Raw genomic sequence first — 25534 nt, 5'->3', positions numbered from 1 at the left:
TTCAGAGCGATGGAAAAAGTAGATAGCCGCCTGTATGCAGGTATTGGACCTCGGGAAGTGCGCTGGATTTTGGCACGGTGGTTGCTAGCGGGTTTTTACCAACATATTAATCCTATTTATCCGCTTAAATTCGCCGGCATTCGCAGGCACCCGTTTCACTTACTTCCACACCACGACCGGAGAACCCACATGCAACGCAGACAACTTCTTCAGCTGGCCGCCCTGTCGGCCGCCCCGGCTTCGCTCCTGGCGAGCCGCTCGGTCTTCGCGCAATCGGCGGACGCCATCCGCTTCGGCGCGCCGGTTCCGATGTCGGGGGCCTTCGCGGCCAACGGCAAGTTCGCCGACCTTGGCATGAAGCTGGCGATCGAGCAGTACGGGAGCGTCCTCAAGCGCCCGCTGGCCTACACGGTGCTCGACACCGAAGGCAAGCCCGCCACCGCCGTGCGCAAGGTGCAGGAAGCCTCGCAGCAGCAAGGCGCCAAGTTCTTCGCGGGCGGCATCCTGTCGTCCGAAGCGCTCGCCATGGGCAAGGAAGCTGAAAAGGCCGGCGGCCTCTTCATCACCACCGCCGGTGCCGACGAGATCACCGGCAAGGACTGCAACCCCGCCACCTTCCGTTGGTCGGTGCCCACCTTCGGTGCGATCGAGCAGACGGTGCGCCCACTGATCGCCTCGATGCCCAAGGCCAAGCGCTGGTACACGATCACGCCGCAGTACGTGTTCGGCGACGGCCTGTTGAGCGCGGCCAAGAACATCTTCCAGGAGAAGGGCATCGAGCACGTGGGCAACAGCTACCACTCGCTCAACGAAAAGGAATTCAGCGGCTACCTCACCAATGCCATGGCGGCCAAGCCCGACGTGCTGTTGCTCCTGAACTTCGGCGCGCAATCGTCGGCCGCGCTGCGCCAGGCAGTGAGCTTCGGCATGCACAAGAATATGACCATCCTCATGGCCTGGGCCTCGGGCCTGGAGCAGTTCGACGAGCTGGGCGCGGACCTGTGCGACGGCGTGTACTTCGGCGCGCAGTACTGGCACACCGCCGACACCACGCTCAACAAGGACCTGGTCAAGCGCACGGCCGACAAGCTCAAGATCGTGCCCAACTACAGCCTCGCGGGCTCGTACATCTGCACCAAGATCCTGATCGACGGCATCGTCAAGGCGGGCTCGGTCGACCAGAAGGCCGTCATCGCCGCGCTCGAAGGCATGAAGTTCGACGGGCTCACGGGCACGGAAGAAATCCGCAAGGCCGACCACCAGGTCATCAAGGACTACTACCTGCTCAAGGGGAAGGCGAAGTCGAAGATGAAGGATGCGGCGGACTACGTGGACGTGGTGAGTTCAGGCAAGTCCTTCCTCGCCGCAGACAAGGCCGGCTGCAAGCTGGCCTGAGCACGCCAAGGACACCGACGCGCCCATGACCGTCTACCTCCTCCAGACCATCAACGGAATCGGCATCGGCATGCTGTATTTCCTGCTGGCCGTTGGCTTGTCCATCGTGTTCGGCCTGCTGCGATTCGTGAACTTCGCGCACGGCGCCTTCTACCTGTTGGGCGCCTACCTGTGCTTCCAGGCGATGCAGTGGGGCCTCAACTTCTGGGCCGCGCTGGTGCTGGTGCCGCTGTTCGTCGGCGCGCTCGGCTGGCTCGCTGAAAAGCTGTTGCTGCGCCGCGTGTACGCCAAGCCGCACGAGTTCCACATCCTCGTGACCGTGGGCCTCGCGCTCGCGGTGCAGGAAATCGTCATCGTGTTCTGGGGTCCGCTGGGCAACAGCGTGCCTACGCCCGACCTGCTGCAGGGCGTGGTGATGTGGGGCGACTTCGTCTATCCCAAGTACCGGCTCTTCGTGATCGGCTTCACCGCTGTGCTGGCCGTGCTCCTGTGGTGGGTGCTCGAAGGCACGCGCCTGGGCAGCGCGGTGCGTGCGGGGAGCGAGTCGACCGAGATGGTCTCGCTGCTCGGCATCAACGTCTTTCGCGTGTTCAGCCTGGTGTTTGCGCTCGGTGCGGCCACTGCCGCGCTGGCCGGCGTGCTGGCCGCGCCGATCCGCGGCGCCGAACCTTTCATGGGCGTCGAGGCGCTCGGCGTCGCCTTCGTGGTGGTGGTGATCGGCGGGCTCGGCAGCTTCGGCGGCGCGCTCGTCGGCGGGGTGCTGATCGGCATCGTGCAGAGCCTCATGAGCACCATCTGGCCGCCGGGGGCGAGCCTGATGATCTACATCGCGATGGGCGCCGTGCTGCTGCTGCGCCCGCATGGCCTGCTCGGCCGCAGAGGGTGAACCACGCCATGCCAAGAAAAATCACTTTCCTCCTCGCGCTGATCGTCACGCTGGCGCTGCCGCTGTTCATGCGCTCGGGCTCGCTCGCGAGCGAGGTGCTGATCTACGCGCTTGCCGCGCTGGGCTGCAACCTGCTCTTGGGCTACACGGGGCTGCTGTCGTTCGGGCAGGGCATCTTCTTCGGCCTCGGCAGCTACACCATCGCGATCCTGCTCACACGGCTGCAACTGCCGATGCCGCTCGCGCTGCTCGCCGCCATCGCCATGGGCGCGCTGGGCGCGGCGGTGGTCGGATGGGTCGCCATCCGCCAGCGCGGCACCTACTTCGTGATGCTCACGCTGGCCTTCGCTCAGATGTTCTATTTCGTGGCGTACACCGCGTCGGGGCTCACGGGCGGCGACAACGGCCTGCTCGATGTGCCGCGCCCCGCGTTCATGGACACGCCCTGGAAGTACTACGCCTTCGTCGCCGTGATGTTTCTCATCGCGTTCGGCCTGCTGCTGCGCGTGACCGATTCGATCTTCGGCCGCACGCTGCTCGCCATTCGCGACAACGAGGACCGCGCCGCCGCGGTGGGCTACAACTTGAAGCGCTTCAAGCTGCTGGCCTTCGTGATCTCGGGCGCCGTCACCGGCCTCGCGGGCGGGCTGCACGCCATGATGACCGGCATCGCACCGCTGTCGAACGCCGAGTACCACACGAGCGAAATGATCCTGGTCATCACCGTGATCGGCGGCACCGGCAACCTCTTCGCCTCGGTGCTGGGCTCGGCCTTCTACGTGCTGCTGGCCGACTGGCTCTCCACGCTGTGGCCGCGATGGCTGCTGCTGCTGGGGCTCCTGCTGATCGGGGTGAGCATCGGCATGCAGCGCGGCCTCTGGGGGCTGGGCGAGGCCATCTGGCGGCGCGTGTTCCGCAAGACGCCGTCCGAACCCAAGGCGCCTGCCGCGCAGGGAGAAAAAGCATGACGCAACCCGTTCTCATCGAAGCCATCGGCGTCACCAAGCACTACGGCAAGTTCGCCGCGCTCGGCGGCGTGGACCTGAAGATCAAGCCCAACACCGTGCACTCGGTGATCGGCCCGAACGGCGCCGGCAAGACCACGCTGTTCCACATGCTCACGGGCACCGGCACCGCCACGGGCGGACGCATCCTGTTCGATGGGCATGACGTGACGCACGAGCCTGACCACAAGCGCGTGCAGCGCGGCATGGCGCGCTCGTTCCAGGTCACGAGCCTGTTCGCTAGCCTCTCGGTGCGCGAGAACCTGCGGGTCGCGGCACAAGGCATCGCGCCGCGACAGGCGATGAACTGCTGGCGCGCGCCGGTCGGCGAACGGGCCTGCGCCGAGACGGTGGCCGAGGTGCTCGCGCGCGTCGGCCTCGAACGGCTGGCCGACACGCCCGCCAGCGTGCTCTCGCACGGCCAGCAGCGCCGGCTCGAAGTGGGCATGGCGCTTGCTGCGAAGCCCAAGGCGATCTTCCTCGACGAGCCGACCTCGGGCATGGGCATCGACGACCTCGACGACATGAAGCACCTCATCCGCAGCCTGCGCGACGCGCACACGGTGGTGCTGATCGAACACAACATGAACATCGTGATGGACATCTCCGACACCGTGACCGTGATGCAGCTGGGCCGCGTGCTGGCCGAAGGGCTGCCGGGCGACATCCGTGCCGACGCGCGCGTGCGCTCGGCCTACCTCGGCAACATGATCACCGGGGGCAAGGCATGAGCGGGGGGAACATCCTCGAGGTCGAAGCGCTGCACGCGCATTACGGCAAGAGCCATGTGCTGCAGGGCGTGTCGATGCGCGTGGGCGAGGCCGAGCTCGTCACGCTGCTGGGCCGCAACGGCGCGGGCAAGTCGACCACGCTCAAGAGCATTGCCGGTGCGGTCACGCCGACGAAAGGCCGCGTGCGCTTCCAGGGCGCCGACATCGCGGGCCTGCCTCCTCACCGCATCGCCACGCGCGGCGTGTGTTTGGTGCCCGAGCACCGCGGCATCTTCAAGCTGCTGACGGTCGAAGAGAACCTGCTGCTCGGCCAGCGGCGCGATTCGCCCTGGCAGCTCGGCGATATCTACCGCATCTTCCCGCGCCTGAAGGAGCGCCGCCGCAACGGCGGTGGCCAGCTCTCGGGCGGCGAGCAGCAGATGCTGGCCATCGGCCGCGCGCTGATGAACCATCCGCGCCTCCTGATCCTGGACGAGCCCGTCGAAGGCCTTGCGCCGGTGATCGTCGAGGAAATCGTCGCGCAGCTGAAAACCATCAAGGCCGCGGGCGTCGCCATCCTGCTTGTCGAGCAGAACCTCGAGGTGTGCGTGCAGCTCGCAGATCGCCACTACATCGTGGAGCAGGGCGTGATCGTGCATGAGGCCGGCAACGCCGCCTTCATGGCCGACCACGACGTGAAAGACCGCTACCTCGGCGTCGGTCTCGCCTGAACGCGCCCGTCTTCAAGACCTCATCCGCAGAACCATGACAACAACCATCGAAACTTCTTCTTCCGCACCCGATGTGCGCGCCCTCCGCATCGACGGCCAGCGCCTCTGGGACTCGCTGATGCAACTCGCCCAGGTCGGCGCCACCGAGAAGGGCGGCGTGTGCCGCCTCGCGCTGACCGACCTCGACCGCCAGGGCCGCGACCTGTTCACGCGCTGGGCGCGCGAAGCCGGCTGCGAGGTGCGGGTGGACGCCATCGGCAACATCTTTGCGCGCCGCGCCGGCCGCAACAACGCGCTGCCGCCGGTCACCACCGGCAGCCACATCGACACGCAGCCCACGGGCGGCAAGTTCGACGGCAACTACGGCGTGCTCGCGGGGCTGGAAGTGATCCGTGCGCTCAACGATGCGAAGGTCGTCACCGAAGCGCCGCTCGAAGTGGCGGTGTGGACCAATGAAGAAGGCTCGCGCTTCGTGCCGGTGATGATGGGCTCGGGCGTGTTCGTCGATGCCTTCACGCTGGAACATGCACTCGCGCAGCGCGACACCGAGGGCGTGAGCGTGGCGCAAGCGCTCGATGCGATCGGCTACGCGGGCAAGGTGCCTGCCTCGGCGACCGCATCGCCCGTGGGTGCGTACTTCGAAGCGCACATCGAGCAAGGTCCGGTGCTCGAAGCCAACGAGCGTGTGATCGGCGTGGTCGAGGGCGCGCTCGGCCAGCGCTGGTACGACGTGGTGGTGCAGGGCATGGAGGCGCACGCCGGCCCCACGCCGATGGAGCTGCGCAAGGACGCGCTGCTCGCTGCCGCCGAACTCGTGATCGAGGTCAACCGCATCGCACTCGCGCACGCACCGCATGCGCGCGGCACGGTCGGCTGGATCGACAACTACCCGAATTCGCGCAACGTGATCCCGGGCCGGGTCAAGCTCAGCGTGGACCTGCGCGCGGCGGACGACGTGGTGCTGTCGCTCATGGATGCGGCGCTGAAAGAAGCCGTGCTGCGCCTCGCCGCCGCCGGCAAGGTCGAGGCGACGGTGGAGCAGGTCGTGTACTTCCCGCCCCAGCCTTTCACGCCCAAACTCGTGTCCGCGGTGCGCGATGCTGCCGAGGCGCAAGGCCTCACCTGGATGAACGTGATCAGCGGTGCCGGCCACGATGCCGTGTACCTCGCCCGCGTGTGCCCCACGGCGATGATCTTCGTGCCGTGCCTGGACGGCATCAGCCACAACGAGATCGAGGACGCGGAGCCCGCGCACCTCGAAGCCGGCTGCAACGTGCTGCTGCAGGCGATGCTGCAGAGCGCGGGCGTGGCGGGAGTGACCGCGTGAAGGCGGTGCTTCGCCGCATCGGCCTTCACCTCCTGGCGATGGGGATGGTCGCCGCATCGACGGGCGCTCTGGCGGCCGGGGAGCCGATCCTGGTCGGGCAGTCCGCGGTGCTCACCGGCCCGTTCACGCCGAACAGCCTCGCGTTCATGGAAGGCCAGACGCTGTACTTCGATCAGTTGAACAAGGCGGGCGGCGTCGGTGGCCGGCCCGTCAAGATGATCACTTACGACGATGCCTATATCGCCGAGAAGGCCGCGGCCAATGCCGAGAAACTGCTCGGCACCGACCGCGTCGTCTGCCTGTTCGGCACCATGGGCACGGGCATCGGTGCGGCCATGGTGCCCGTGGCGGCGAAGTACGACAGCTTCATCTTCGGCGGACTGACCGGCGCGGCGGTGCTGCGCGGACCGAAGGTGCCGATCTATCACGTGCGGGAGTCGTATGCCGACGAGGTCGCGCGCGTGATGAACCACCTGACGACCGTTGGCGTGACGCGCATCGCGATCGTCTCCAGCGACGATGCCTATGGCAAGGGGATCGAGAAGGACGCGGTGGCCGCACTCGAGAAGAACAAGCATCCGGCGCTGCTGTCTCTGCGCTTCGACCCGAGGGAAAAGGACCATCCCGCCATCGCGCAGCAGGTGATCGCGAGCGGGGCGCAGGCGGTGTATGTCATCGCGGCCGGCACGCCGGCCATCAACATCATCCGCTCGCTGGTGGCCGCGCCCGTCCATCCGCAGATCTACACGAACTCGGTGGCGAGCTCGTTCCTTCTCTACAAGGAACTGGGCGACAAGAGCCGCGGCATTGTGCTGTCGCAGGTGATGCCGCCGTTCTGGAAGACGCGCTTTCCCATCGTCGACGAGTACCAGCGCGCACGCAAGGCCGCGGGCAGCGAAGGCGACGGCTCTTACCTGGGGCTGGAGGGCTACATCACGGCCAGGGCCTTCGCCGAATCGCTGCAGCGCGTGAAGGGGCCGATCACCACCGAGTCGCTGCGTCGCAGCATCGAGAACTCGCCGCCCATGAACCTGAGCGGCTTCCAGGTCGCGTTCCGCCCCGACAACCGCAACGGCTCCAGCTTCGGCGACATCACCATGCTGGGAAGCGCCGGAAAGTTTGCCCAATGAAAGTACTGATCGCACGTCTCAACCACGAGACCAACACCTTCTCGCCCGTGCCCACGCCGCTCGCGGCCTTCGGGCCCGACGGCCCGACCTTCGGCGAACAGGCCTATCGGGACAACAAGGGCATGCGCACCGCGATGTCGGCCTTCATCGACCTGGCCGAGCAGGCGGGCGCGACGCTGGTTACGCCCGTGTCGGCTTCGGCCAACCCGAGCGGGCCGGTCGATGCCGCGGCCTACACCACGCTCACGGATTGCATCGTCGATGCGGCGCCGGGCTGCGATGCCATCCTGCTCGATCTGCACGGCGCGATGGTCGCGCAGAACAGCGTCGATGGAGAAGGCGACCTGCTGGTCCGGCTGCGTGCCGCGGCACCTGGCGTGCCCATCGGCGTCGCGCTCGACCTGCACGCCAACGTGACGCCCGCGATGGTCGGCAACGCGGACGTGATCGTCGGCTTCAAGACCTATCCGCACATCGACATGTACGAGACCGGCGAGCATGCCGGCCGACTGCTGTTCGACCTGCTGGCGGGCCGCAGCAAGCCGGCGATGCGCTGGCACCCGCTGCCGCTGATGGCGCACACGCTGCGCAGCGCCTCGTTCACCGGTGCGATGCAGCGGGCGATCGACGCGGCGCGCGCGGCCGAGGCATCGGAGTCGCTCGCGGTCTCGATCTTCGCCGGCTTCTCGCTGTCGGACATCGAAGCGCCCTGCATGAGCGTGGTGGTGGTCGATGCAGAGGCACCCGAGCGCGCACAGGCCACGGCCGACCGCATCGCGGCGCAGATGTGGGCCGAGCGCGAAGCCTTCATCTATCGCAGCGAGCCGCTGGCCGAATCGGTCGCGCGCGCCAAGCTGATCGCCAGCGGCGCGACGCGCCCGGTGCTGCTGCTGGACCACGGCGACAACTGCATGTCGGGCGGCAGCTGCGACACGATGGACGTGCTGCAGGAGGCGCTCGCGCAAGGCCTGCACGGCATCGGCGTCGGCCCGCTGTGCGACCCCGAGGCAGTGGCCGCATTGATTGCAGCAGGCGAGGGCGCCGAGGTGACGGTCGCGCTCGGCAACAAGGTGTCGCTCGAAGGCATCGGGCTGACGAAGACGCCGGTGCGGCTGACCGGCATCGTGCGCACGATCGGCAACGGCGAATACGTGATCACCGGCCCCACCTACACAGGCCAGCGAAGCAGCATGGGCCGCACGGTGCTGTTCGACATCGGCGCCGCGCGCATCGTGGTGACCGAGCGCACGCAGGAGCCGTGGGACATCGGCGTTTTCGAATGCGCGGGGCTCGATCCGCGCAATGAACGCTTTCTTCTTCTCAAGTCGCGCATGTACTGCAGGCCGGTGTTCGAGCCGCTCTCTGCGGCGCTGGTGGAGTGCGACAGCCCGGGTGTCACCAGTTCGGATTACAGCCTGTTCCCTTTCGGCAAGGTGCGTCGTCCGGTCTTTCCGCTCGACGCGATCTGAGAGGGAAATCTCACTACCATCGCTTCCCTGAAACAAGGAAATTCACGTGAAGCGATCCCTCCTGATTCCCGCCGTGTTGCTGGCCCTCGCGTCCGTCGTGCCGGCAGAGGCGCAGACCCTGAACTGCAACCGCGACTTCGCGCAGAGGGGTGACTCCAAGTTCACCATCCTGCAGAAGTGCGGCGAACCGGTGTTCAAGGAAAACTTCTGTGCCAGGCCCGATGGCAACAAGCCCGAGGTGATCGTGAATCCGCCGTCGTCCTCCTTGCCCGGCGGCCAGACCGTGATCGTCAACAACAACCGCTGCGACCAGGCTGAGGAGTGGACCTATCGCCCCGGCTCGGGACAGTTCGAGACGATGCTGCTGTTCCGGGACGGAGCGCTCATGAGCATCCGCTACGGCAGCCGCATTCCATGACCTCCCACGTCATCGACGCATAGCGCGTGCGGCGCGACCATTCCTTCACCCCGCGATGTTGCGGGTCGAAACCTCCAAAGGAATGGTCATCATGAACACCGCCGCACACGACGCCGCCACGATTGCCCAACGCTACATCGCCGTCTGGAACGAAACCGACGCCGCGCGCCGCGCCGCGCTGATCGAGGCTGGCTGGACCGCCGACGCGCACTATGTCGACCCGATGGCGCAGGCCAGCGGCCGCGAGCAGATCAGCGCGCTGGTCGGCGCGGTGCATCAGCGCTATCCGGGTTTTCGCTTCAACCTGCTCGGCAAGGCCGAGGCGCATGGCGACAACCTGCGCTTCTCGTGGACGCTTGGACCGAGCGGTGCGGAGGACCTGATCCAGGGCACCGACTTCGCACAGCTCGATGCGGGCAAGCTGCAGTCGGTGACCGGCTTCCTCGACAAGGTGCCGGTCGGCGCCTGAACGAAAGCTGAGCGGCGGACGCTCAGTCCGGCGCGCCGGCAGGCCGGCCGCGCCAGAGCTTGCGATACACGGTCGCCCGGCTGATGCCCAGTGCGCGCGCGGCTTCCGCCACATTGCCGCGCGCATCGGCCACCGCCTTGCGGATCAGCGCGGTTTCCACGTCGCGCAGCCGGGGCCGCGCATCGGGGATCGCCCCGCCCGCACCGCTGCCGCCGCGCTGGGGCCGCACCTGCACCCGCAGGCCCGACCACAGCGGCACCTCGAGCGCCGCGTCGCCGCGACGGGCGGCATCGAACATCATGTGCAGCGGGAGCGCGAACAGGTCGTTGAAATGCAGGGCGTGCTGGCCGCGTGCCAGGGGCTGGTGCAGCATCTGCCGCGCGGCCGCGTTGGCGCCGGTCACGTTGCCGCTCGCGTCGATGCAGACCAGTCCCTCGGTGGCCTCGTTGCCCGGGTGGCCCGGCCAGGCCAGGTGCAGCAGCAGCTCGCAGGGGTCCTGCATGACCAGCATGTTCTCGATGCTGCGCGCCGAGAGAGTGGCCAGGTGCCGCAGCTCGGGCCGCTCCACCGTCTGCACGCCGCTCAGGTCGAGCATGCCGATGCAGTCACCCCGGGGGCCGAAGAGCGGTGCGCCGGCGCAGCTGTAGACGCTGGTGTCGTCGAAAAAGTGCTCGCCGCGGTGCAGCCACACCGATTCCTGCTCGGCCAGGGCGGTGCTGATGGCCGAAGTGCCGATCGCGCGTTCCGAAAGATCGACCCCGATTCGGCCGATGTCCCGCGCATAGCGGCTGGCGGTGTCGGTGCCGTCGGGCAGTGCGCCCACGTCGATCACGATGCCGTCGGCATCGGTCAGGATCGCGAAATAGCGTGTGTCGGCAATGGCGCGGGAGAGGCGTTCAATGACCGGGCGCGCGGCCGTGACCAGCGCCCGGTTGCGCTCGGCCACCTCACGGCTGGCCGACTGGCTCACCGGATCGAAGCTCACCCGCTGCTGCGGACGGCGCCCCGCCTCGATGCAGCGCTGCCATGAACGGGTGATCCAGGGATCGATGCGCACGGTGCCGCGGGCGCGCGGCGCGTCGCCGTGGAGCAGCTCGCGCCGGGCTTGGGCAATGGCCAGGGAGCGCTCGGGAGGAGGCGAAACGATCGTGGTGTTCATCGTGTGGGTTCGCGCGGGTGGACCCGCTTTTCCTGGCTCACCGGGGGCAAGCTGTTTCATTTTGAGAATTTCGCGGGCACTGCGCAAGTGTCAAGGGTTTTGCCTAGGATAGTGCGAAAGGTGGGCATCCAAGATGCTTTTAGCCCCCACAGCCATCACCTTTCACGGAGACAGCCACATGCAGGTAGCTTTCAAGGTCAACGGCCGCCCGGTCACGGTCGACGCACCGCCAAACACCTTCCTTGTGCACGCGATCCGCGAGCACCTCCACCTCACCGGAACCCACGTCGGCTGCGACACCGCCCAGTGCGGCGCCTGCACCGTGCATGTGAACGGTCGGGCGATCAAGTCCTGCAACGTGCTGGTCGCCCAGGCGGCCGGGGCCGACATCACCACCATCGAGGGCATTGCCGAGGCTGACGGCACCATGCACCCCATGCAGGCGGCCTTCAAGGAGTGCCATGGCCTGCAGTGCGGTTTCTGCACGCCGGGCATGGTCATGAGCGCCATCGACCTGTGCACCCACCACCCCAAGTCGAGCGAATCCGAGATCCGCGAACTGCTCGACGGCAACCTGTGCCGCTGCACGGGCTACCAGAACATCGTGAAGGCCGTGAAGATGGGCGGCGAGGCCATGGCCTCGGGCACGCCGGTCAAAGCAACAGTCACGGCCTGAAGGAGGCAACACATCATGGGTGCTTCCGACTTCTCGAACCTGCCCCATATCGGTGAAGCCCTGCGGCGCAAGGAAGACTACCGCTTCCTGACCGGCGCCGGCAACTACACCGACGACATCACGCTGGCCAACCAGAGCCATGCGGTCTTCGTGCGTTCGCCGCACGCCCACGCGGTCATCAAGTCGATCGATATCGCCGAGGCGCTCAAGCTGCCCGGCGTGGTCGGCATCTTCAGCGGCAAGGACATCGAGGGAAAGATGGGCGGGCTGCCCTGCGGCTGGCTCATCAACAACCCCGACGGCACCCCGATGAAGGAGCCGATGCACCCGATACTCGCGATCAAGAAGGTGCGCTATGTGGGTGACCACGTGGCGATGGTGGTCGCCGAGACGGTCGAGCAAGCCAAGAACGCCGCCGAAGCCGTGGTGGTCGACTACGAGGTGCTGCCCGCCCTGGTGAGCGTGGCCGACGCCGCGAAGAAGACCGGCAGCACCACGCTGCACGACGAGGCACCCGACAACCAGTGCTACAAGTGGGTGCTTGGCGACAAGGCGGCGGTCGACAACGTGTTCACCACGGCCGCGCACATCACCAAGCTCGACCTGGTCAACAACCGGCTGATTCCCAACCCGATCGAGCCGCGCGTGGCCATCGGCAGCTACAGCCGCGGCACCGACGACTACACGCTCTATGTGTCGAACCAGAACCCGCACGTCGAGCGTCTCTTGATGACCGCGTTCGTGCTGGGACTGCCCGAGCACAAGGTGCGTGTGATCGCGCCCGACGTGGGCGGGGGCTTCGGCTCGAAGATCTTCCTGTACGCCGAAGACGTGTGCCTGACCTGGGCCGCCAAGCAGCTCAACCGCAACATCAAGTGGACGGCCGAGCGCTCGGAGTGCTTCCTGTCCGATGCGCACGGCCGCGACCACGTGAGTCACGCCGAGATGGCGATGGACAAGGACGGCAAGTTCCTCGCGATGCGCGTGCACACCGACGCCAACCTCGGCGCGTACCTCTCGACCTTCTCGACCGCGGTGCCCACCATCCTCTACGCCACGCTGCTCGCCGGCCAGTACACGACGCCGCAGATCTACGTGGAGGTCGATGCCTGGTTCACCAACACCTCGCCGGTCGATGCCTACCGCGGCGCGGGGCGGCCCGAGGCCACCTACCTGCTGGAGCGCCTGGTGTCGCGCTGCGCCTGGGAAATGAACCTGGGCCAGGACGAGATCCGCAAGCGCAACTTCATCACCACTTTCCCTTACCAGACGCCCGTGGCCCTGCAGTACGACACCGGCGATTTCCACGCGTGCATGGACAAGGCCCGGGTGCTCGCCGACGTCGAAGGCTATAGGCAGCGCAAGTCGGCGACCGAAGCCAAGGGCAAGCTGCGTGGCATCGGCTACTCCAGCTACATCGAGGCCTGCGGCATCGCGCCGTCGAACATCGCAGGCGCGCTCGGCGCGCGGGCAGGCTTGTTCGAATGCGGCGAGATCCGTGTGCACCCGACCGGCAGCGTGACGGTGTTCACCGGCTCGCACAGCCACGGCCAGGGTCACGAGACCACCTTCGCACAGGTCGTCGCCGCGCGCCTGGGCATTCCGGTCGAGAACGTCGACGTGGTCCACGGCGACACCGGCCGCGTGCCCTTCGGCATGGGCACCTATGGTTCGCGTTCCATTTCGGTAGGCGGCGCAGCCATCATGAAGGCGCTCGACAAGATCGAAACCAAGGCCAAGAAGATCGCCGCGCACCTGATGGAGGCGAGCGATGCCGACATCGAGTTCGCCAACGGCGAATTCACCGTCAAGGGCACCGACAAGAAGATCCCGTTCGGCCAGGTGGCGCTCACGGCCTACGTGCCGCACAACTACCCGCTCGACAAGCTGGAGCCGGGCCTCAACGAAACCGCCTTCTACGACCCGACCAACTTCACCTTTCCGGGTGGCACCTACATCTGCGAGGTCGAGATCGACAGGCAGACGGGCGAAGTCAAGGTCGATCGCTTCACCGCGGTGGACGACTTCGGCACCATCATCAATCCGATGATCGTCGAGGGCCAGGTGCATGGCGGGCTGGTGCAGGGCATCGGCCAGGCGCTGCTGGAGAACTGCGTCTACGACAACGAAACCGGCCAGCTGCTCACCGGCAGCTTCATGGACTACGCCATGCCGCGCGCCGGCGACTTTCCGCAGTTCAAGCTCGACACCGTGTGCACCCCCTGCACGCACAACCCGCTGGGCACCAAAGGCTGCGGCGAGGCGGGGGCCATCGGCTCGCCGCCGGCCGTGATCAACGCGGTGCTCGATGCGCTGGCGCCGCTGGGCGTCAAGGACTTCGACATGCCCGCTTCGTCCAGCCGCGTCTGGGAAGCCATGCAGAAGGGCAGCGCGCCGCAGGACGTGCAAGCGCCCTCGCTCGCTGCCAGCACCCAAGGCCGTCCCGCCCCATAACAACACAGAAGGAATCACACACCATGTACGCCTTCACACTCGAACGGCCCGCCACCGTGGCCGATGCGGCCAAACTCATTGCCGGGGGCGCCAAGCCGCTCGCCGGCGGCCAGACGCTCCTTGCCTCCATGAAGCTCAGGCTCTCCGCGCCCGAGCAATTGGTGGATCTGGGCGGCATCAAGGAACTCACCGGCATCAAGAAGGATGGCGGCACGATCACCATCGGTGCGATGTCGCGTCATCTCGATGTAGCGAACAACGCCGACGTGAAAGCCGCCTACCCCGCGCTGGCCGACCTGGCCTCGCGCATCGGCGACCGGCAGGTGCGCGCGATGGGCACCATCGGCGGCTCGGTGGCCAACAACGACCCGGCGGCCTGCTATCCGAGCGCGGTGCTGGGCTCCGGTGCCACCGTCATCACTTCGAAGCGCGAAATTGCGGCCGACGATTTCTTCCTCGGCCTGTTCACCACGGCACTGGAAGAAGACGAGCTGATCACCGCGATCCGCTTTCCTATCCCGAAGCGCGCCGTGTACGAGAAGCTGCGCCAGAAGGCCTCGCACTTCCCGCTCGTGGGCATCTTCCTCACGCAGTACGACAGCGGCGTGCGCGTGGCCATCACCGGCGCGGGCAACGGCGTGTTCCGCCATGCGGGGCTCGAGGATGCGCTCAACAAGAGCTTCACCGCGGCAGCTGCCGCAGCCGTGAAGATCGATGCGAGCGAGCTCAACAGCGACCTGCATGCGTCGGCCGCCTACCGTGCGAACCTGATCAGCGTGCTCACGCAACGGGCCGTCACCAAGGCGCTGGGCTGAAGCAGTCACCCGCCCACCGGAAGGCGCGACGTCCTCGCGTCTTCCGCTACCCTTCGCCATGACCTTTCCGACCATCGATTCCCTCTCCGAAGGCTTGATGCAGGCCGGCTATTTCGCCGACCGCCGGCTGGCGACCGCCGTGTTCCTCGCGCTCAAGCTGCAGCGTCCGCTGCTGCTCGAAGGCGAGCCCGGCGTCGGCAAGACCGAGCTGGCCAAGGCGCTGTCGAAGGCGTTGAGCCGCGAGCTGCTGCGCCTGCAGTGCTACGACGGGCTGGAGCAGCGCGAAGCGCTCTATGAATGGAACTACGCCGCGCAGCTCCTGCACATGCGCGCGGCCGAGGCGACAGGCGCCGCGCGCGACGTGGAGGCGGAGGTCTACCAGCCGCACTACCTGATCCGCCGACCGCTGCTGCAGGCGCTGCAGACGCCCGCGCCGGGCGCGGTGCTGCTGATCGACGAGGTGGACCGCGCCGACGAGCCCTTCGAAGCCTTCCTGCTCGAATACCTCGGCGAGTACCAGGTGAGCATTCCCGAACTGGGAACGGTGCGCGCCGTCGTGCCGCCGGTCACCATCCTCACGAGCAACCGCACGCGCGAGCTCAACGATGCGGTGAAGCGCCGCTGCCTCTATCACTGGCTCGACTATCCGGAGCGCGAACGCGAGCTGGCGATCGTGCGGGCCCAGGTGCCCGAGGCCGGCGAGAAGCTCTCGGCGCAGGTCTCCGCCTTCGTGGCGCGGCTGCGCGATGCGCCGTTCATCAACGCCTTCCAGCGCGCGCCCGGCATCGCGGAAAGCGTCGAGTGGGCGAGGGCGCTGATCGCACTCGATACCGTCGAGCTCGATCCCGAAGTGGTGGTCGACACCGCCGGCATCCTGTTCAAGCAGCGCGACGACGTGGCAGCGCTCACGCGCGAACTGGCGTCGGACCTGCTCAAACCCGAGGAACCGGTCGCGCCCTGAGCGCGGTCGCAACCCGAGGCCGCACGCATGGCCGGCATCCAGCAACTCGGCGACGTCCGCAGCGGCAAGCTGGCTGGCAACATCACCGCCTTCGGCCGTGCGCTGCGCCGCGCCGGCGTGCGCACCGATGCGATGCGCATCGCGCTCGCCGCCGAAGCGGTCACGCTGGTGGGCGTGGAAAACAAGCTGGACCTGAGCGCCGCGATGGAAGCCGTCATGGTGAGCCGCGAGCAGGACCGCATGGTGTTCCGCGAACTCTTCGACGCATGGTTTCGCGACCCCGAGCTGGCCAACAAGCTGCTCGCCCAGATGCTGCCGAGCGCCGAAGGCAAGGCCGAGCCCTCCAAACGCCGGCCGCGCGTGCGCGAAGCGCTGACCGCACCGCGCGACCCCGCGAAGCCGGCCGTGGCCGCCAAGCCCGACAAGGAAATCGAATTCGATGCCGCCATGACATCGAGCGACCGCCAGCGCCTGCAGCACGCGGACTTCAACGCGCTCGGCGCTTCCGAATACCGGCTGGTCGAACGGCTTGCGCGCGACGTGACGCTGCCGATTCCTTCGCTGCCCTCGCGCCGGTTGCGCGTGGCGGGCGATGCGGGCCAGCAGCATGCGCGCATGCACTGGCCCGGCGTGCTGCACGAGGCGGCGCGCACCGGCGGCGAGATCCTGCGCCTGCCGCGGCTGGCCCGGCGGGAGCAACCCTTGCCACTCCTGGTGCTGGTCGACGTGTCGGGTTCGATGGAGCGCTATGCGCGCCTGCTGCTCGCGTTCCTGCATGCGTCCACCCGGCGGGCCGGGCGGCGCGACGTGTTCGCCTTCGGCACCCGGCTGACCGACCTGACGCCGGCCTTCCGGCTCGCCGATACCGACGCCATGCTCGGCGCGGCCAGCCTCGCCATCGACGATTTCGCGGGCGGCACGCGCTTGGGAAGTTCGCTGGCCGAACTCCGGCGCTTCCATGCGCGCCGCCTCACGGGCCGCCGCACACTGGTGCTGGTGATCAGCGACGGCCTGGACACCGGCGAGCCGGCCGTGCTGGAGAACGAATTGCTCTGGCTCAAGCGCCATTCGCGCCGGTTGCTGTGGCTCAACCCGCTGCTGCGCTTCGAGGGCTACGCCCCTCTGGCGCGTGGGGCCACCGTGTTGCACCGCCATGCCGACGCGATGCTCGCGGTTCACAATCTCAGTGCCCTCGAACAACTGGCCGCCAGCCTCGCCGCGCTGATGCGCTCCGGTCGCTAGGGCCCCGGAATAAAACAAGGAAGAACCCACCATGGAAATGCTCGGAAACCGCCGCCTCAGCGTCACCCAACAACAGGCCTGGGAAGCGCTCAACGATCCCGAGACGCTCAAGAAGTGCATCCCCGGCTGCGACAAGTTCGAGCTCACCGGCGACAACCAGTACAGCGTGGGGCTCGCACTGAAGATCGGGCCGGTGTCGGCCAAGTTCAGCGGCAAGGTGGTGCTGTCGGACATCGTGGCGCCCGATGGCTACAAGCTCACCTTCGAGGGGCAGGGCGGCGTGGCGGGGTTTGCCAAGGGTTCTTCGAGCGTGACGCTCAAGCCGGTTGCCGGCGCCCTCGAAGCGCCTGTTGCCGCAGATGCCGCACCCGTTGACGGCGTACCCGCCGAAGCCGCGGCGGCTCCGGCCGGCTGCGAACTCGACTACACAGTGCAGGCGCAGGTCGGCGGCAAGATCGCCCAGCTGGGCCAGCGCCTGATCGACGGCGCCGCCAAGTCCACTGCTGACGATTTTTTCAAGCGTTTCGAAGCCGAGATGCAAAGCCGCTACGGTCCGCCGCCGGTGGCCGCTGCGGAAACGGCCGAGGCGCCCGCCGAGAAGGCCGGCGTCATGTCCGGTCTCATGAAGAAGATCGGTCTCGGCAAGAAGGACGACAAGGACGCGCCCGACGCACCGGGCGGCGGCGCGAACTGAAGACAACGACGCCATGGAAAACCTCGACGTCATGGTGCTTCGCACGCTGCGCGACTGGCGGCAGGCGGGCAAGCGCGCGCTCCTGACCACGGTGGTGCGTACCTGGGGCTCGTCGCCCCGGCCGGTCGGCTCGATCATGGCGCTGGCGGACGACGGCGCGGTGGTCGGTTCGGTCTCGGGCGGCTGCATCGAGGACGACCTGATCGCACGTTACAGCCACGCGCACGGCAACGGCGAAGACGTGCCCCTGGGCACGCCGCCCGCGCTCGTGAAGTACGGCATCACCGCCGACGAGGCGCACCGCTTTGGGCTGCCCTGCGGCGGCACGCTCGAACTGCTGCTCGAATACGACCCCGATGCCGCTTCGCTCGACACGCTGGTGGCCGAGCTCGAAAAAGGCCGGCTCATGCAGCGCACTGTGACGCTCGCGACCGGCGCGGTGAAGCTCACCGAAGCCACCGCACCCGACGAGCTCAAGGTGGACGACATCGAGCTCACCAACACCTTCGGCCCCGAGTACCGCATGCTGCTGATCGGCGCCGGCCAGCTCGCCGAATACCTCGCGACCATGGCCAAGTTCAGCGGCTTCGCGGTCACGCTGTGCGATCCGCGCGCCGAGTACCGCACCGCGTGGTCGCTGCCGGGCGTGACGATCACCACCGAGATGCCCGACGACGCGGTGCTGGCCTTTCGGCCCGACCGCCGCAGCTGCGTGGTCGCGCTCACGCACGACCCGAAGCTCGACGACCTCGCGCTGCTCGAAGCCTTGCAGAGCGACGCCTTCTACGTGGGCGCCATCGGCTCGCGCCGCAATGCCGAGGCGCGGCGCGACCGCATGATCGAGCACTTCGACCAGACCGACGAATCGCTCGCGCGCCTGCGCGGCCCGATCGGCATCTACATCGGCAGCAAGACGCCGCCGGAGATCGCGGTCAGCGTGATGGCGGAGATCCTTGCGGTGAAGAACACGGTGCCGCTGCCGCGCGAGATGGAAGTGGCTCGCGCCAAGGAGCGGTTGGCGGCCTGAGCTGCCTACTCTTCCTCGGCCATCCGCTTGGGAATCGGCGCCTGGTCCGAGTGCGCCGCAGCGGGCACGTCGCCGCTCTTTTGCCGCTCGCGGAACAGCGCCGCGCGCATCAGGAAGATGGTGGTGACCGGCGTGGTGAGCGCCACGAAGAGCACGATCAGCGCCGCGTGCAGGAAGATGCCGTGGCTCTGCACCGAGAAGTAGACGATGGTGGCAACCGTCATCGACCACACGCCGCCGGTGGCGCCCAGCGTGGGTGCATGGATGCGGCGAAAGAAGGTCGGCAACCGCACCAGGCCAAAGGAGCCGATGGCCGCGAAGGCCGCGCCCATCACCACGAACACGGCGGTGACGATCTCGGCCCACAGGGGCAGCGGCCCCAGGATGGAATCGCTCATCGGAGTACCTCCGTGCTTCGCACTGCGGTGCGAGCTTGCTTGGGGCGGCCCGGCGCGGCGCTCATTCGATCACCTCCCCGCGCAGCAGGAACTTGGCCATCACCGTCGAGCTCACGAAGCCGAACAGCGCGATCAGCATGGCGGCGCCGAAGTACACGTCGCTGGCGTAGACGATGCCCAGTACCAGCATCATCAGCATGCCGTTGATGTAGAGGCAGTCCAGCGCCATCACGCGGTCTTGCGCGGAGGGGCCGATCAAGAGGCGCGCGACGGCGCAGAGCATCGCCACCGCCAGCAGGAACAGCGCGAACTTGAGCGACCAGAAAAGGATGGGCGTCATGATTCGAAGATCTCCATCAGCGGGCGTTCGTAGCGGGTCTTGATCTGCGCGATGAAGGCCGCCTCGTCCTCCAGGTCGAACACGTGGATCAGCAGCACGCTGCGGTCGAAGGCGACCTCGCCCCAGGCGGTGCCGGGCGTGAGGCACATGATCATGGCGAGCATCGCGAGGCCGTTGGGGTCGCGCATGTCCAGCGGCACGGAGACGAACTTCGACTGGATGTGCGCGCTGCGCCGGCTGAGCAACGCGCGCGTCACCGCGAACACCGAGTGCGACATGTCGTACAGCACGACCAGCCAGAGCCGCAGTGCCACGCCCGGACGGCGCATGCGCACCGTGGCCGGCCTGAGGCTCTTGGTCAGCACCGGCACCGCGATGGCGAGCAGCACGCCGGACACCAGCGTGCTGGCCTCGACCGACTGGTTGAGCAGCAGCCAGACGATGAAAAGTGCAACCGAAAGCGGCGGCGAGGGGATCAGGCGTTTCATGGCGCGTCGCCCTTCGCTTCGGCCTTCGGCGGGTTCGGCACCTGCCGCGCGCTCATCACCGCCTGGCGGTAGGCGCTGGGCATGCGCAGGCCCTCGGCGGTGGCCATCGCATGGCGCATCACCGGCTCGGCCCAGACGGTGAGGGCGATGCAGGCGGCGATAAGACCGGCCACGGGCAGCACCTCGAGCGCGGGCAGCGAAGGCAGATTCGCGTGCGGCTGGGTCCAGAAGTGGCGGATGCCGGTGCGCGTCAGCGCGATCAGCGCGAGGAAGCCCGAGGCGATCAGCAGCACGAGGAAGGTCCAGCCCGCGGCGTTGGGTGCGGTGCTCCCGCCCAGGAGACCCGAGAGCATCGCGAACTTGCCGACGAAGCCCGACAGCGGCGGCAGCCCGGTGAGCAGCAACGTGCAGATCATGAAGCTCAGGCCGAGGAAGGCGACGCCGGCCGGGATGGCACGGCCGTAGAGCGCCTGCGCGTTGTCGTCGAGGTTCACGTCGCTGAGCGCGCGCAGATCTTCCGCGAGGAAGGGCGCGTTGCCCGCAACCTCGTGCGGCGCCACGCTCATTCCGGCGTTGCGCCAGCGCTCGATCATGTCGATGAGCAGGAAGAAGGCGCTCACCGCGAGCGTCGAACTCAAGAGGTAGAACAGCGCGCCGGCCCAGATCGCCGGCTGGCCCAGGCCCACCGCCGCGAGCAGCGTGCCGGCCGAGATCAGCACGCTGAAGCCCGCGAGGTTCGACAGGCGCTGCGTGCCGACGATGCCGATGGCGGCGACGAACAGCGTGGCGATGCCCGCGCCGATCAGCACCACCTGGCCGAACGCCGCCGAGTCGCCGGTGTCGGGCGCGAAGAGCACCGTCCACAGGCGCAGCACGGTGTAGACGCCCAGCTTGGTGAGCAGTGCGAACACCGCGCCCACCGGCGACACCGCCGCGCTGTAGGCCGGCACCAGCCAGAAGTTGAGCGGCCACGCCCCGGCCTTGGCGAAGAAGGCGGTGAAGAGGATGGCGGCGGCCGCGTGCACCAGGCCGCGGTCGGCCGGCGCGATCTGGGCGATGCGCAGCCCCAGGTCGGCCATGTTCAGCGTGCCGGTGGCGCCGTAGAGCATCGACGCGCCGATCAGGAACAGCGACGAAGCCGCCAGGTTGATCGCGATGTAGTGCAGCCCGGCCTGCACCCGCAGCCGGCCCGAGCCGTGCAGCAGCAGGCCGTAGGAGGCGGCCAGCATCACCTCGAAGAACACGAAGAGGTTGAACAGGTCGCCCGTGAGGAAGGCGCCGTTTAGGCCCATGAGCTGCAGTTGCAGCAGTGGATGGAAGTGCACGCCCGCGCGGTCCCAGCGCGAGGTGGAGTAGATCGAGGCGGCGAAGGCGACCACGCCGGTGAGCGCCACCATCATGGTGGAGAGCCGGTCGGCCACCAGCACGATGCCGAAGGGCGCACGCCAGTTGCCGGGCAGGTAGACGCCGATGGAGCCTGGCCCGCCGCCGGTGTCCGCCGCGTTCACCCAGCGCAGCAGCGCGAGCGCGGCCAGAAGGCCGACGAGGCCCGAGACCACGCTCAGGAACGACTTGGCGCGGCGCCGGTTCTCGCCCAGCAGCAGCATCAGCGCGGCGGTGAGCATCGGCACCAGGATCGGCACCGCCACCAAGTGCGGCATGCTGAATTCGAGGAACTGGTCGAGCAGGCGGAAGAGTTCGCTCATTCGCGTGCCTCTTCCTGTTCCTGGCGCTCTTCGCCGTCCACGTGGTCGGTGCCCGTCAGCCCGCGGGAGGCCAGCAGCACCACGAGGAACAACGCGGTCATCGCGAAGCCGATCACGATCGCGGTGAGCACCAGCGCCTGCGGCATCGGATCGGCCGTGTTGGCGAGCGTCGCCGCGAAGCCGGGGATCAGCACCGGCTCGCTGTCGACCTTGAGCCGGCCCATGCTGAAGATGAAGAGGTTGACCGCGTACGAGATGAGCGTGAGGCCCATGATCACCTGGAAGGTGCGAGGGCGCAGCAGCAGGTAGACACCCGAGCCGGTCAGCACGCCGATGGCGAGGGCGAGCACGATTTCCATCAGTGCGCTCCCTCCGCGGCTTCGGATTCGGCCTGTGCTTCTTTTTCAGCCTGCTCGTCGGCCCAGCGGTGGCTGCGGATGGACTGGTGGGCCAGCGCGGTGAGGATCAGCATGGTGGCGCCGAGCACCAGCGCGAAAACGCCGATGTCGAAGAAGAGGGCGCTGGGCACGTGCAGGTCGCCCAGCACCGGCAGGTGCAGGTGGGCGGTGTGCGTGGTCAGGAAGGGATAGCCGAAGAACACCGCGCCGCTGCCGGTGGCGAGCGCGAACAGGAGGCCGACGGCGATCCAGCGACGCGGGTAGATGCGCAGGTGCTCCTCGACCCATTCGGTGCCTGAGACGATGAACTGCAGCACCAGCGCCACCGACATCACCAGCCCCGCGACGAAGCCGCCGCCCGGCGCGTTGTGTCCGCGCATGAAGAAATAGACCGACACCAACACCGACAGCGGCAGCAACAGGCGCACCAGCACGGCCGGCACCATGAGGTAGCCCACGGCGGTGTCCTTGGCGCGGCGCGGGTTCAGCAAGTCGCTGCTGCCGTCGTCGGACTGCGCGCGCTGCTGCGGAGGCAGTGCCATCGACTCGATGGCGGGGCGAAAGCGCCGCAGCAGTGCGTACACGGTGAGCGCGACCACGCCGAGCACGGTGATCTCGCCGAAGGTGTCGAAGCCGCGGAAGTCGACCAGCATCACGTTGACCACGTTGGTGCCGCCGCCCTCGGTGAGCGCGCGTTCGAGGAAGAAGGGCGAGATGCTCTGCGGGAAGCTGCGCGTCATCATGGCCCAGGCCAGCGCCGTCATGCCGCCGCCGGCCACGGTGGCCACCAGCAGGTCGCGTCCGCGCCGGCCCCAGGGGCGAAGGCGGGCGCGCGCGGTCTGCACCGCGTCCTTGCTGCGCATCGGCAGCCAGCGCAAGCCCAGGAGGATCAGCACCGTGGTCACAGCCTCGACCACCAGCTGCGTGAGCGCGAGGTCGGGCGCCGAGAACCAGATGTAGGTTACGCACGAGACCAGGCCCGCGCCCGCGGCCAGCATCAGCGCGGCGAGGCGGTGGAACTTGGCCTGCCAGGCTGCTGCGATCGCGCAGACGCCGCCGATCAGCCAGGTCATGGCGAACATCGGCGAGAACGGCAGCAGCTCGCGCGTGCCGGGGCCCGCGGGCGTCTGCATCAGCGCGGCGAAGGCGCCGGCCACCGCCACGACCACGAGCAGCAACAGCTGCGTCTGCATGCGGCGCGTGCCGAAGAGGCGGCGGCTGCGCCGGCCGGCTTCGCTCAGGAGCGCGAGCAGGTGCTCGAAGATGACCTGGCCGTCGAAGCGGTGCAGGAGCGGCGTGTGTTCCAGGCCGCCACCCGCGCGGCGGCGGCGCTGCAGCAGGTAGAGCGCCGCGCCGCCTGCGAGTGCCACGAAGCTCATCACGAGCGGCAGGTTGAAGCCGTGCCATACGGCCAGGCTGTATTCGGGCAGCGTGCCGCCGACCACCGGCGTGGCGGCCGCGGCGAGCAGCGGGCCGACCGACCAGGCCGGCACCACGCCCACCACCAGGCACACCAGCACCAGCAACTCGACCGGCACGCGCATCCAGTGCGGTGGCTCATGCGGATGCTTGGGCACCTCGTCGCCGCAGGGCGGGCCGAAGAACACGTCGAACACGAAGCGCGCGGAATACGCCACGCTGAAGATGCCGGCGATGGTCGCGATGACCGGCAGGCTGAAATCGACCCAGGGCGTGGACTGGATGAAGACCGTCTCGGCGAAGAACATTTCCTTCGAGAGAAAGCCGTTGAGCAGCGGTACGCCGGCCATCGAGGCGCTGGCGATGATGGCCAGCGTGCCGGTGATCGGCATGAGCCGCATCAGGCCGCTGAGCTTGCGGATGTCGCGCGTGCCGGTCTCGTGGTCGATGATGCCGGCGGCCATGAAGAGCGAGGCCTTGAAGGTCGCGTGGTTCATGACGTGGAACACCGCCGCCACCGCGGCGAGCGGGCTGTTCAACCCCAGCAGCAGCGTGATGAGCCCGAGGTGCGAGATGGTCGAGTAGGCCAGCAGCGCCTTCAGGTCGCGCTGGAACATCGCGATGAAACCGCCCAGCAGCAGCGTGATCGCACCCGCGCCGCCCACCAGCCAGAACCACTGCTCGGTGCCCGAGAGCACGGGCCACAGGCGCGCCATGAGGAACACGCCCAGCTTCACCATCGTGGCCGAATGCAGGTAGGCCGACACCGGCGTGGGCGCGGCCATGGCGCGCGGCAGCCAGAAGTGGAACGGGAACTGCGCGCTCTTGGTGAAGGCACCGAGCAGGATCAGCACCAGCGCCACCGGGTAGAGCGCGTGGGCGCGGATCGCGTCGCCCGAGGCCAGCACCACATCGAGCTCGTAGCTGCCGGTGATGCGGCCCAGCACCAGCACGCCGGCCAGGAGGCACAGCCCCCCCGCGCCGGTGACGGTGAGCGCCATGCGCGCGCCGCGCCGCGCGTCGCGGCGGTGGTGCCAGTAGCCGATCAGCAGGAACGAGAAGAGGCTGGTGAGCTCCCAGAACAGCACCATCTGGATGAGGTTGCCGGAGAGCACCACGCCCATCATCGCGCCCATGAACGCGAGGAAGAACGAGAAGAAGCGCGGCACCGGGTCGGAGGCCGACATGTAGTAGCGCGCATAGAGCACCACCAGCGCGCCGATGCCCAGCACCAGCATGCAGAAGAGCCACGCGAAGCCGTCCATGCGGAACACGAGGTTCAGGCCGAGGGCGGGGAGCCATTGGATTTCTTGCCGCAGCACGTTGCCATGCGCGATCTGCGGAAAGAACCACGCAGTCTGGATGGCGCAGCCCAATGCGACGAGGCCCGCGAGGGTCGACTCCCTGTTGCGCGCGTTGGACGGCATCAACGCGGCCAGCACGCTGGCAATGAAGGGGAGGGCGACGAGAAAGACCAGGGGCATTGTGGTCAATTCTATCGACCGACCCCCTGGCGGCCCTTATCTATAACCGTGGGACATAGGGCAGTTTTCGCTGAAGGTTCAGCCCGAGAACGCCTGCACGGTGCGCAGGCCGAGCCAGGTCATGCACAGCGACCCGCCCAGGTGCAGCGCGATCGTGCCCAGCGCGAGGCCGAACCGGCCGCCGACGAGCATGCCGACGACTTCGGCCGAGAAGCTGGAGAAGGTGGTGAGCGTGCCGAGGAACCCGGTGATGACCATGAGGCGCCACGCAGGGTCGATGTCGGGCAAGCCGTTGAAGAAGCCGATGGCCACGCCGATCAGGTAGCCGCCGATGAGGTTGACAGCGAGCGTGCCCCAGGGGATCACGCTGCCCGGGTTGAGCCAGAGCGCGAAGCCCCAGCGCATGAGGGCGCCGATGCAGGCGGCGAGACAGATGACGAAGGCGTTCAGCAGCATGGCGGCGATTATCCGCAGGCGCTGGCTACTTCTCTTTGCCCATCATCATGTCCGGCAGGATCGTCACGATGCTCGGGAACAGCGTGATCAGCACGATGCACAGCACGAGGCAGAAGAAGAACGGAATCGCCGCCTTGGCGATCACGTTGCTGTCTTTCCCCGTCATGTTCTGCAGCACGAAGAGGTTGAAGCCCACCGGCGGCGTGACCTCGGCGATTTCCACCAGCAGCACGATGAAGATGCCGAACCAGATCAGGTCGAAGCCCGCCTTCTGGATC

General features: G+C 67.6%; 26 protein-coding genes. 17 read left to right on the top strand and 9 right to left on the bottom strand.

The window, feature by feature from the left end; genetic code table 11:
- Positions 1-189 precede the first annotated feature (189 nt).
- The 10 genes from ACSFA7_RS22070 to ACSFA7_RS22025 all read left to right on the top strand — a co-directional run bounded on the left by ACSFA7_RS22070 (position 190) and on the right by ACSFA7_RS22025 (position 9539).
- Entirely contained in the window at positions 190-1395 is a 1206-nt protein-coding gene (locus tag ACSFA7_RS22070; RefSeq protein WP_435501343.1) for an ABC transporter substrate-binding protein, read from the top strand.
- A gap of 25 nt (positions 1396-1420) precedes the next feature.
- Positions 1421-2281, top strand: coding sequence for a branched-chain amino acid ABC transporter permease (locus ACSFA7_RS22065; RefSeq protein WP_206177980.1), 861 nt, complete (start codon positions 1421-1423; stop codon positions 2279-2281).
- Between the two features lie 8 nt (positions 2282-2289).
- Positions 2290-3249, top strand: a complete 960-nt coding sequence (locus tag ACSFA7_RS22060) for a branched-chain amino acid ABC transporter permease (RefSeq protein ID WP_435501342.1) — start codon at positions 2290-2292, stop codon at positions 3247-3249.
- The gene (locus tag ACSFA7_RS22055) at positions 3246-4016 is read left to right on the top strand and encodes an ABC transporter ATP-binding protein (RefSeq protein WP_435501341.1); all 771 of its coding nucleotides are present in this window, start codon (positions 3246-3248) and stop codon (positions 4014-4016) included. The genes ACSFA7_RS22060 and ACSFA7_RS22055 overlap by 4 nt, the downstream gene beginning before the upstream one ends.
- Positions 4013-4726: an ABC transporter ATP-binding protein gene (locus ACSFA7_RS22050; protein ID WP_435501340.1), complete on the top strand. Its 714-nt coding sequence runs from the start codon at positions 4013-4015 to the stop codon at positions 4724-4726. The genes ACSFA7_RS22055 and ACSFA7_RS22050 overlap by 4 nt, the downstream gene beginning before the upstream one ends.
- A 34-nt stretch (positions 4727-4760) precedes the next feature.
- Positions 4761-6053, top strand: a complete 1293-nt coding sequence (locus ACSFA7_RS22045; protein WP_435501339.1) for a Zn-dependent hydrolase — start codon at positions 4761-4763, stop codon at positions 6051-6053.
- Positions 6050-7183, top strand: coding sequence for an ABC transporter substrate-binding protein (locus tag ACSFA7_RS22040; protein ID WP_435501338.1), 1134 nt, complete (start codon positions 6050-6052; stop codon positions 7181-7183). The genes ACSFA7_RS22045 and ACSFA7_RS22040 overlap by 4 nt, the downstream gene beginning before the upstream one ends.
- Positions 7180-8652, top strand: coding sequence for a M81 family metallopeptidase (locus tag ACSFA7_RS22035; protein ID WP_435501337.1), 1473 nt, complete (start codon positions 7180-7182; stop codon positions 8650-8652). The genes ACSFA7_RS22040 and ACSFA7_RS22035 overlap by 4 nt, the downstream gene beginning before the upstream one ends.
- A 46-nt stretch (positions 8653-8698) precedes the next feature.
- Positions 8699-9070 (top strand): DUF2845 domain-containing protein, encoded by a 372-nt coding sequence (locus ACSFA7_RS22030; protein ID WP_435501336.1) that lies wholly within the window; start codon positions 8699-8701, stop codon positions 9068-9070.
- A gap of 91 nt (positions 9071-9161) precedes the next feature.
- Complete coding sequence (locus ACSFA7_RS22025) at positions 9162-9539, top strand: nuclear transport factor 2 family protein (RefSeq protein ID WP_435501335.1); 378 nt, start codon at positions 9162-9164, stop codon at positions 9537-9539.
- Between the two features lie 22 nt (positions 9540-9561).
- Here ACSFA7_RS22025 and ACSFA7_RS22020 read toward each other — a convergent pair whose 3' ends face one another.
- Positions 9562-10698, bottom strand: coding sequence for a helix-turn-helix domain-containing protein (locus ACSFA7_RS22020; RefSeq protein WP_435501334.1), 1137 nt, complete (start codon positions 10696-10698; stop codon positions 9562-9564).
- A 178-nt stretch (positions 10699-10876) separates the two neighbouring features.
- Between ACSFA7_RS22020 and ACSFA7_RS22015 the strand changes: the two genes are divergently transcribed.
- Genes ACSFA7_RS22015 through ACSFA7_RS21985 form a run of 7 tightly spaced genes read left to right on the top strand, consistent with a single transcriptional unit; the run spans position 10877 to position 18567 of the window.
- Positions 10877-11374, top strand: a complete 498-nt coding sequence (locus ACSFA7_RS22015; protein ID WP_206177990.1) for a (2Fe-2S)-binding protein — start codon at positions 10877-10879, stop codon at positions 11372-11374.
- Positions 11375-11389: 15 nt separating this feature from the next.
- Positions 11390-13828, top strand: coding sequence for a xanthine dehydrogenase family protein molybdopterin-binding subunit (locus ACSFA7_RS22010; protein ID WP_435501333.1), 2439 nt, complete (start codon positions 11390-11392; stop codon positions 13826-13828).
- 23 nt (positions 13829-13851) lie between these two features.
- Entirely contained in the window at positions 13852-14643 is a 792-nt protein-coding gene (locus tag ACSFA7_RS22005) for an FAD binding domain-containing protein (protein ID WP_435501332.1), read from the top strand.
- A 58-nt stretch (positions 14644-14701) separates the two neighbouring features.
- On the top strand, positions 14702-15604 hold the full coding sequence (locus ACSFA7_RS22000; protein ID WP_435501331.1) for an AAA family ATPase: 903 nt from the start codon (positions 14702-14704) through the stop codon (positions 15602-15604).
- 27 nt (positions 15605-15631) lie between these two features.
- Positions 15632-16846 (top strand): vWA domain-containing protein, encoded by a 1215-nt coding sequence (locus tag ACSFA7_RS21995; RefSeq protein ID WP_435501330.1) that lies wholly within the window; start codon positions 15632-15634, stop codon positions 16844-16846.
- A 31-nt stretch (positions 16847-16877) separates the two neighbouring features.
- Positions 16878-17540, top strand: a complete 663-nt coding sequence (locus tag ACSFA7_RS21990) for an SRPBCC family protein (RefSeq protein ID WP_435501329.1) — start codon at positions 16878-16880, stop codon at positions 17538-17540.
- A 13-nt stretch (positions 17541-17553) separates the two neighbouring features.
- A complete protein-coding gene (locus ACSFA7_RS21985) occupies positions 17554-18567 on the top strand; it encodes an XdhC family protein (protein WP_435501328.1) in 1014 nt (337 codons plus the stop codon).
- 5 nt (positions 18568-18572) lie between these two features.
- On the opposite strand, the gene mnhG is transcribed toward ACSFA7_RS21985, so the two are convergent.
- From mnhG to ACSFA7_RS21945, 8 genes are all read right to left on the bottom strand, one after another.
- Positions 18573-18965 carry a monovalent cation/H(+) antiporter subunit G gene (gene mnhG, locus ACSFA7_RS21980; RefSeq protein WP_435501327.1) on the bottom strand — a complete coding sequence of 131 codons (393 nt, stop codon included), beginning with the start codon at positions 18963-18965 and terminating at the stop codon, positions 18573-18575.
- A 61-nt stretch (positions 18966-19026) separates the two neighbouring features.
- Positions 19027-19305, bottom strand: coding sequence for a K+/H+ antiporter subunit F (locus tag ACSFA7_RS21975; protein WP_176658766.1), 279 nt, complete (start codon positions 19303-19305; stop codon positions 19027-19029).
- Positions 19302-19793, bottom strand: coding sequence for a Na+/H+ antiporter subunit E (locus ACSFA7_RS21970; RefSeq protein WP_435501326.1), 492 nt, complete (start codon positions 19791-19793; stop codon positions 19302-19304). Before ACSFA7_RS21970 ends, ACSFA7_RS21975 begins: the two co-directional genes overlap by 4 nt.
- Positions 19790-21499: a monovalent cation/H+ antiporter subunit D gene (locus tag ACSFA7_RS21965; RefSeq protein WP_435501325.1), complete on the bottom strand. Its 1710-nt coding sequence runs from the start codon at positions 21497-21499 to the stop codon at positions 19790-19792. Before ACSFA7_RS21965 ends, ACSFA7_RS21970 begins: the two co-directional genes overlap by 4 nt.
- Positions 21496-21858 carry a Na+/H+ antiporter subunit C gene (locus tag ACSFA7_RS21960; protein WP_057589595.1) on the bottom strand — a complete coding sequence of 121 codons (363 nt, stop codon included), beginning with the start codon at positions 21856-21858 and terminating at the stop codon, positions 21496-21498. Before ACSFA7_RS21960 ends, ACSFA7_RS21965 begins: the two co-directional genes overlap by 4 nt.
- The gene (locus ACSFA7_RS21955) at positions 21858-24800 is read right to left on the bottom strand and encodes a monovalent cation/H+ antiporter subunit A (protein WP_435501324.1); all 2943 of its coding nucleotides are present in this window, start codon (positions 24798-24800) and stop codon (positions 21858-21860) included. The genes ACSFA7_RS21960 and ACSFA7_RS21955 overlap by 1 nt, the downstream gene beginning before the upstream one ends.
- A 78-nt stretch (positions 24801-24878) precedes the next feature.
- The gene (crcB, locus tag ACSFA7_RS21950) at positions 24879-25256 is read right to left on the bottom strand and encodes a fluoride efflux transporter CrcB (protein WP_206178003.1); all 378 of its coding nucleotides are present in this window, start codon (positions 25254-25256) and stop codon (positions 24879-24881) included.
- Positions 25257-25281: 25 nt separating this feature from the next.
- The coding region (locus tag ACSFA7_RS21945; protein WP_435501323.1) for a TRAP transporter large permease subunit at positions 25282-25534 on the bottom strand (253 nt) is incomplete at its 5' end.

Source organism: Variovorax trehalosi (assembly GCF_051216415.1).
Lineage (GTDB): Bacteria > Pseudomonadota > Gammaproteobacteria > Burkholderiales > Burkholderiaceae_C > Variovorax.
Note: the sequence above shows the minus strand (reverse complement) of the source record. Positions and strands in the feature narration are given on the sequence as shown.

Bases quoted from the DNA above. Each gene is read 5' to 3' on its own strand.
- ACSFA7_RS22070 (WP_435501343.1), top strand. From the start codon at position 190: ATGCAACGCAGACAACTTCTTCAGCTGGCCGCCCTGTCGGCCGCCCCG.
- ACSFA7_RS22065 (WP_206177980.1), top strand. From the start codon at position 1,421: ATGACCGTCTACCTCCTCCAGACCATCAACGGAATCGGCATCGGCATG.
- ACSFA7_RS22060 (WP_435501342.1), top strand. From the start codon at position 2,290: ATGCCAAGAAAAATCACTTTCCTCCTCGCGCTGATCGTCACGCTGGCG.
- ACSFA7_RS22055 (WP_435501341.1), top strand. From the start codon at position 3,246: ATGACGCAACCCGTTCTCATCGAAGCCATCGGCGTCACCAAGCACTAC.
- ACSFA7_RS22050 (WP_435501340.1), top strand. From the start codon at position 4,013: ATGAGCGGGGGGAACATCCTCGAGGTCGAAGCGCTGCACGCGCATTAC.
- ACSFA7_RS22045 (WP_435501339.1), top strand. From the start codon at position 4,761: ATGACAACAACCATCGAAACTTCTTCTTCCGCACCCGATGTGCGCGCC.
- ACSFA7_RS22035 (WP_435501337.1), top strand. From the start codon at position 7,180: ATGAAAGTACTGATCGCACGTCTCAACCACGAGACCAACACCTTCTCG.
- ACSFA7_RS22025 (WP_435501335.1), top strand. From the start codon at position 9,162: ATGAACACCGCCGCACACGACGCCGCCACGATTGCCCAACGCTACATC.
- ACSFA7_RS22020 (WP_435501334.1), bottom strand. From the start codon at position 10,698: ATGAACACCACGATCGTTTCGCCTCCTCCCGAGCGCTCCCTGGCCATT.
- ACSFA7_RS22015 (WP_206177990.1), top strand. From the start codon at position 10,877: ATGCAGGTAGCTTTCAAGGTCAACGGCCGCCCGGTCACGGTCGACGCA.
- ACSFA7_RS22010 (WP_435501333.1), top strand. From the start codon at position 11,390: ATGGGTGCTTCCGACTTCTCGAACCTGCCCCATATCGGTGAAGCCCTG.
- ACSFA7_RS22005 (WP_435501332.1), top strand. From the start codon at position 13,852: ATGTACGCCTTCACACTCGAACGGCCCGCCACCGTGGCCGATGCGGCC.
- ACSFA7_RS22000 (WP_435501331.1), top strand. From the start codon at position 14,702: ATGACCTTTCCGACCATCGATTCCCTCTCCGAAGGCTTGATGCAGGCC.
- ACSFA7_RS21995 (WP_435501330.1), top strand. From the start codon at position 15,632: ATGGCCGGCATCCAGCAACTCGGCGACGTCCGCAGCGGCAAGCTGGCT.
- ACSFA7_RS21990 (WP_435501329.1), top strand. From the start codon at position 16,878: ATGGAAATGCTCGGAAACCGCCGCCTCAGCGTCACCCAACAACAGGCC.
- ACSFA7_RS21985 (WP_435501328.1), top strand. From the start codon at position 17,554: ATGGAAAACCTCGACGTCATGGTGCTTCGCACGCTGCGCGACTGGCGG.
- mnhG (WP_435501327.1), bottom strand. From the start codon at position 18,965: ATGAGCGATTCCATCCTGGGGCCGCTGCCCCTGTGGGCCGAGATCGTC.
- ACSFA7_RS21975 (WP_176658766.1), bottom strand. From the start codon at position 19,305: ATGACGCCCATCCTTTTCTGGTCGCTCAAGTTCGCGCTGTTCCTGCTG.
- ACSFA7_RS21970 (WP_435501326.1), bottom strand. From the start codon at position 19,793: ATGAAACGCCTGATCCCCTCGCCGCCGCTTTCGGTTGCACTTTTCATC.
- ACSFA7_RS21965 (WP_435501325.1), bottom strand. From the start codon at position 21,499: ATGAGCGAACTCTTCCGCCTGCTCGACCAGTTCCTCGAATTCAGCATG.
- ACSFA7_RS21960 (WP_057589595.1), bottom strand. From the start codon at position 21,858: ATGGAAATCGTGCTCGCCCTCGCCATCGGCGTGCTGACCGGCTCGGGT.
- ACSFA7_RS21955 (WP_435501324.1), bottom strand. From the start codon at position 24,800: ATGCCCCTGGTCTTTCTCGTCGCCCTCCCCTTCATTGCCAGCGTGCTG.
- crcB (WP_206178003.1), bottom strand. From the start codon at position 25,256: ATGCTGCTGAACGCCTTCGTCATCTGTCTCGCCGCCTGCATCGGCGCC.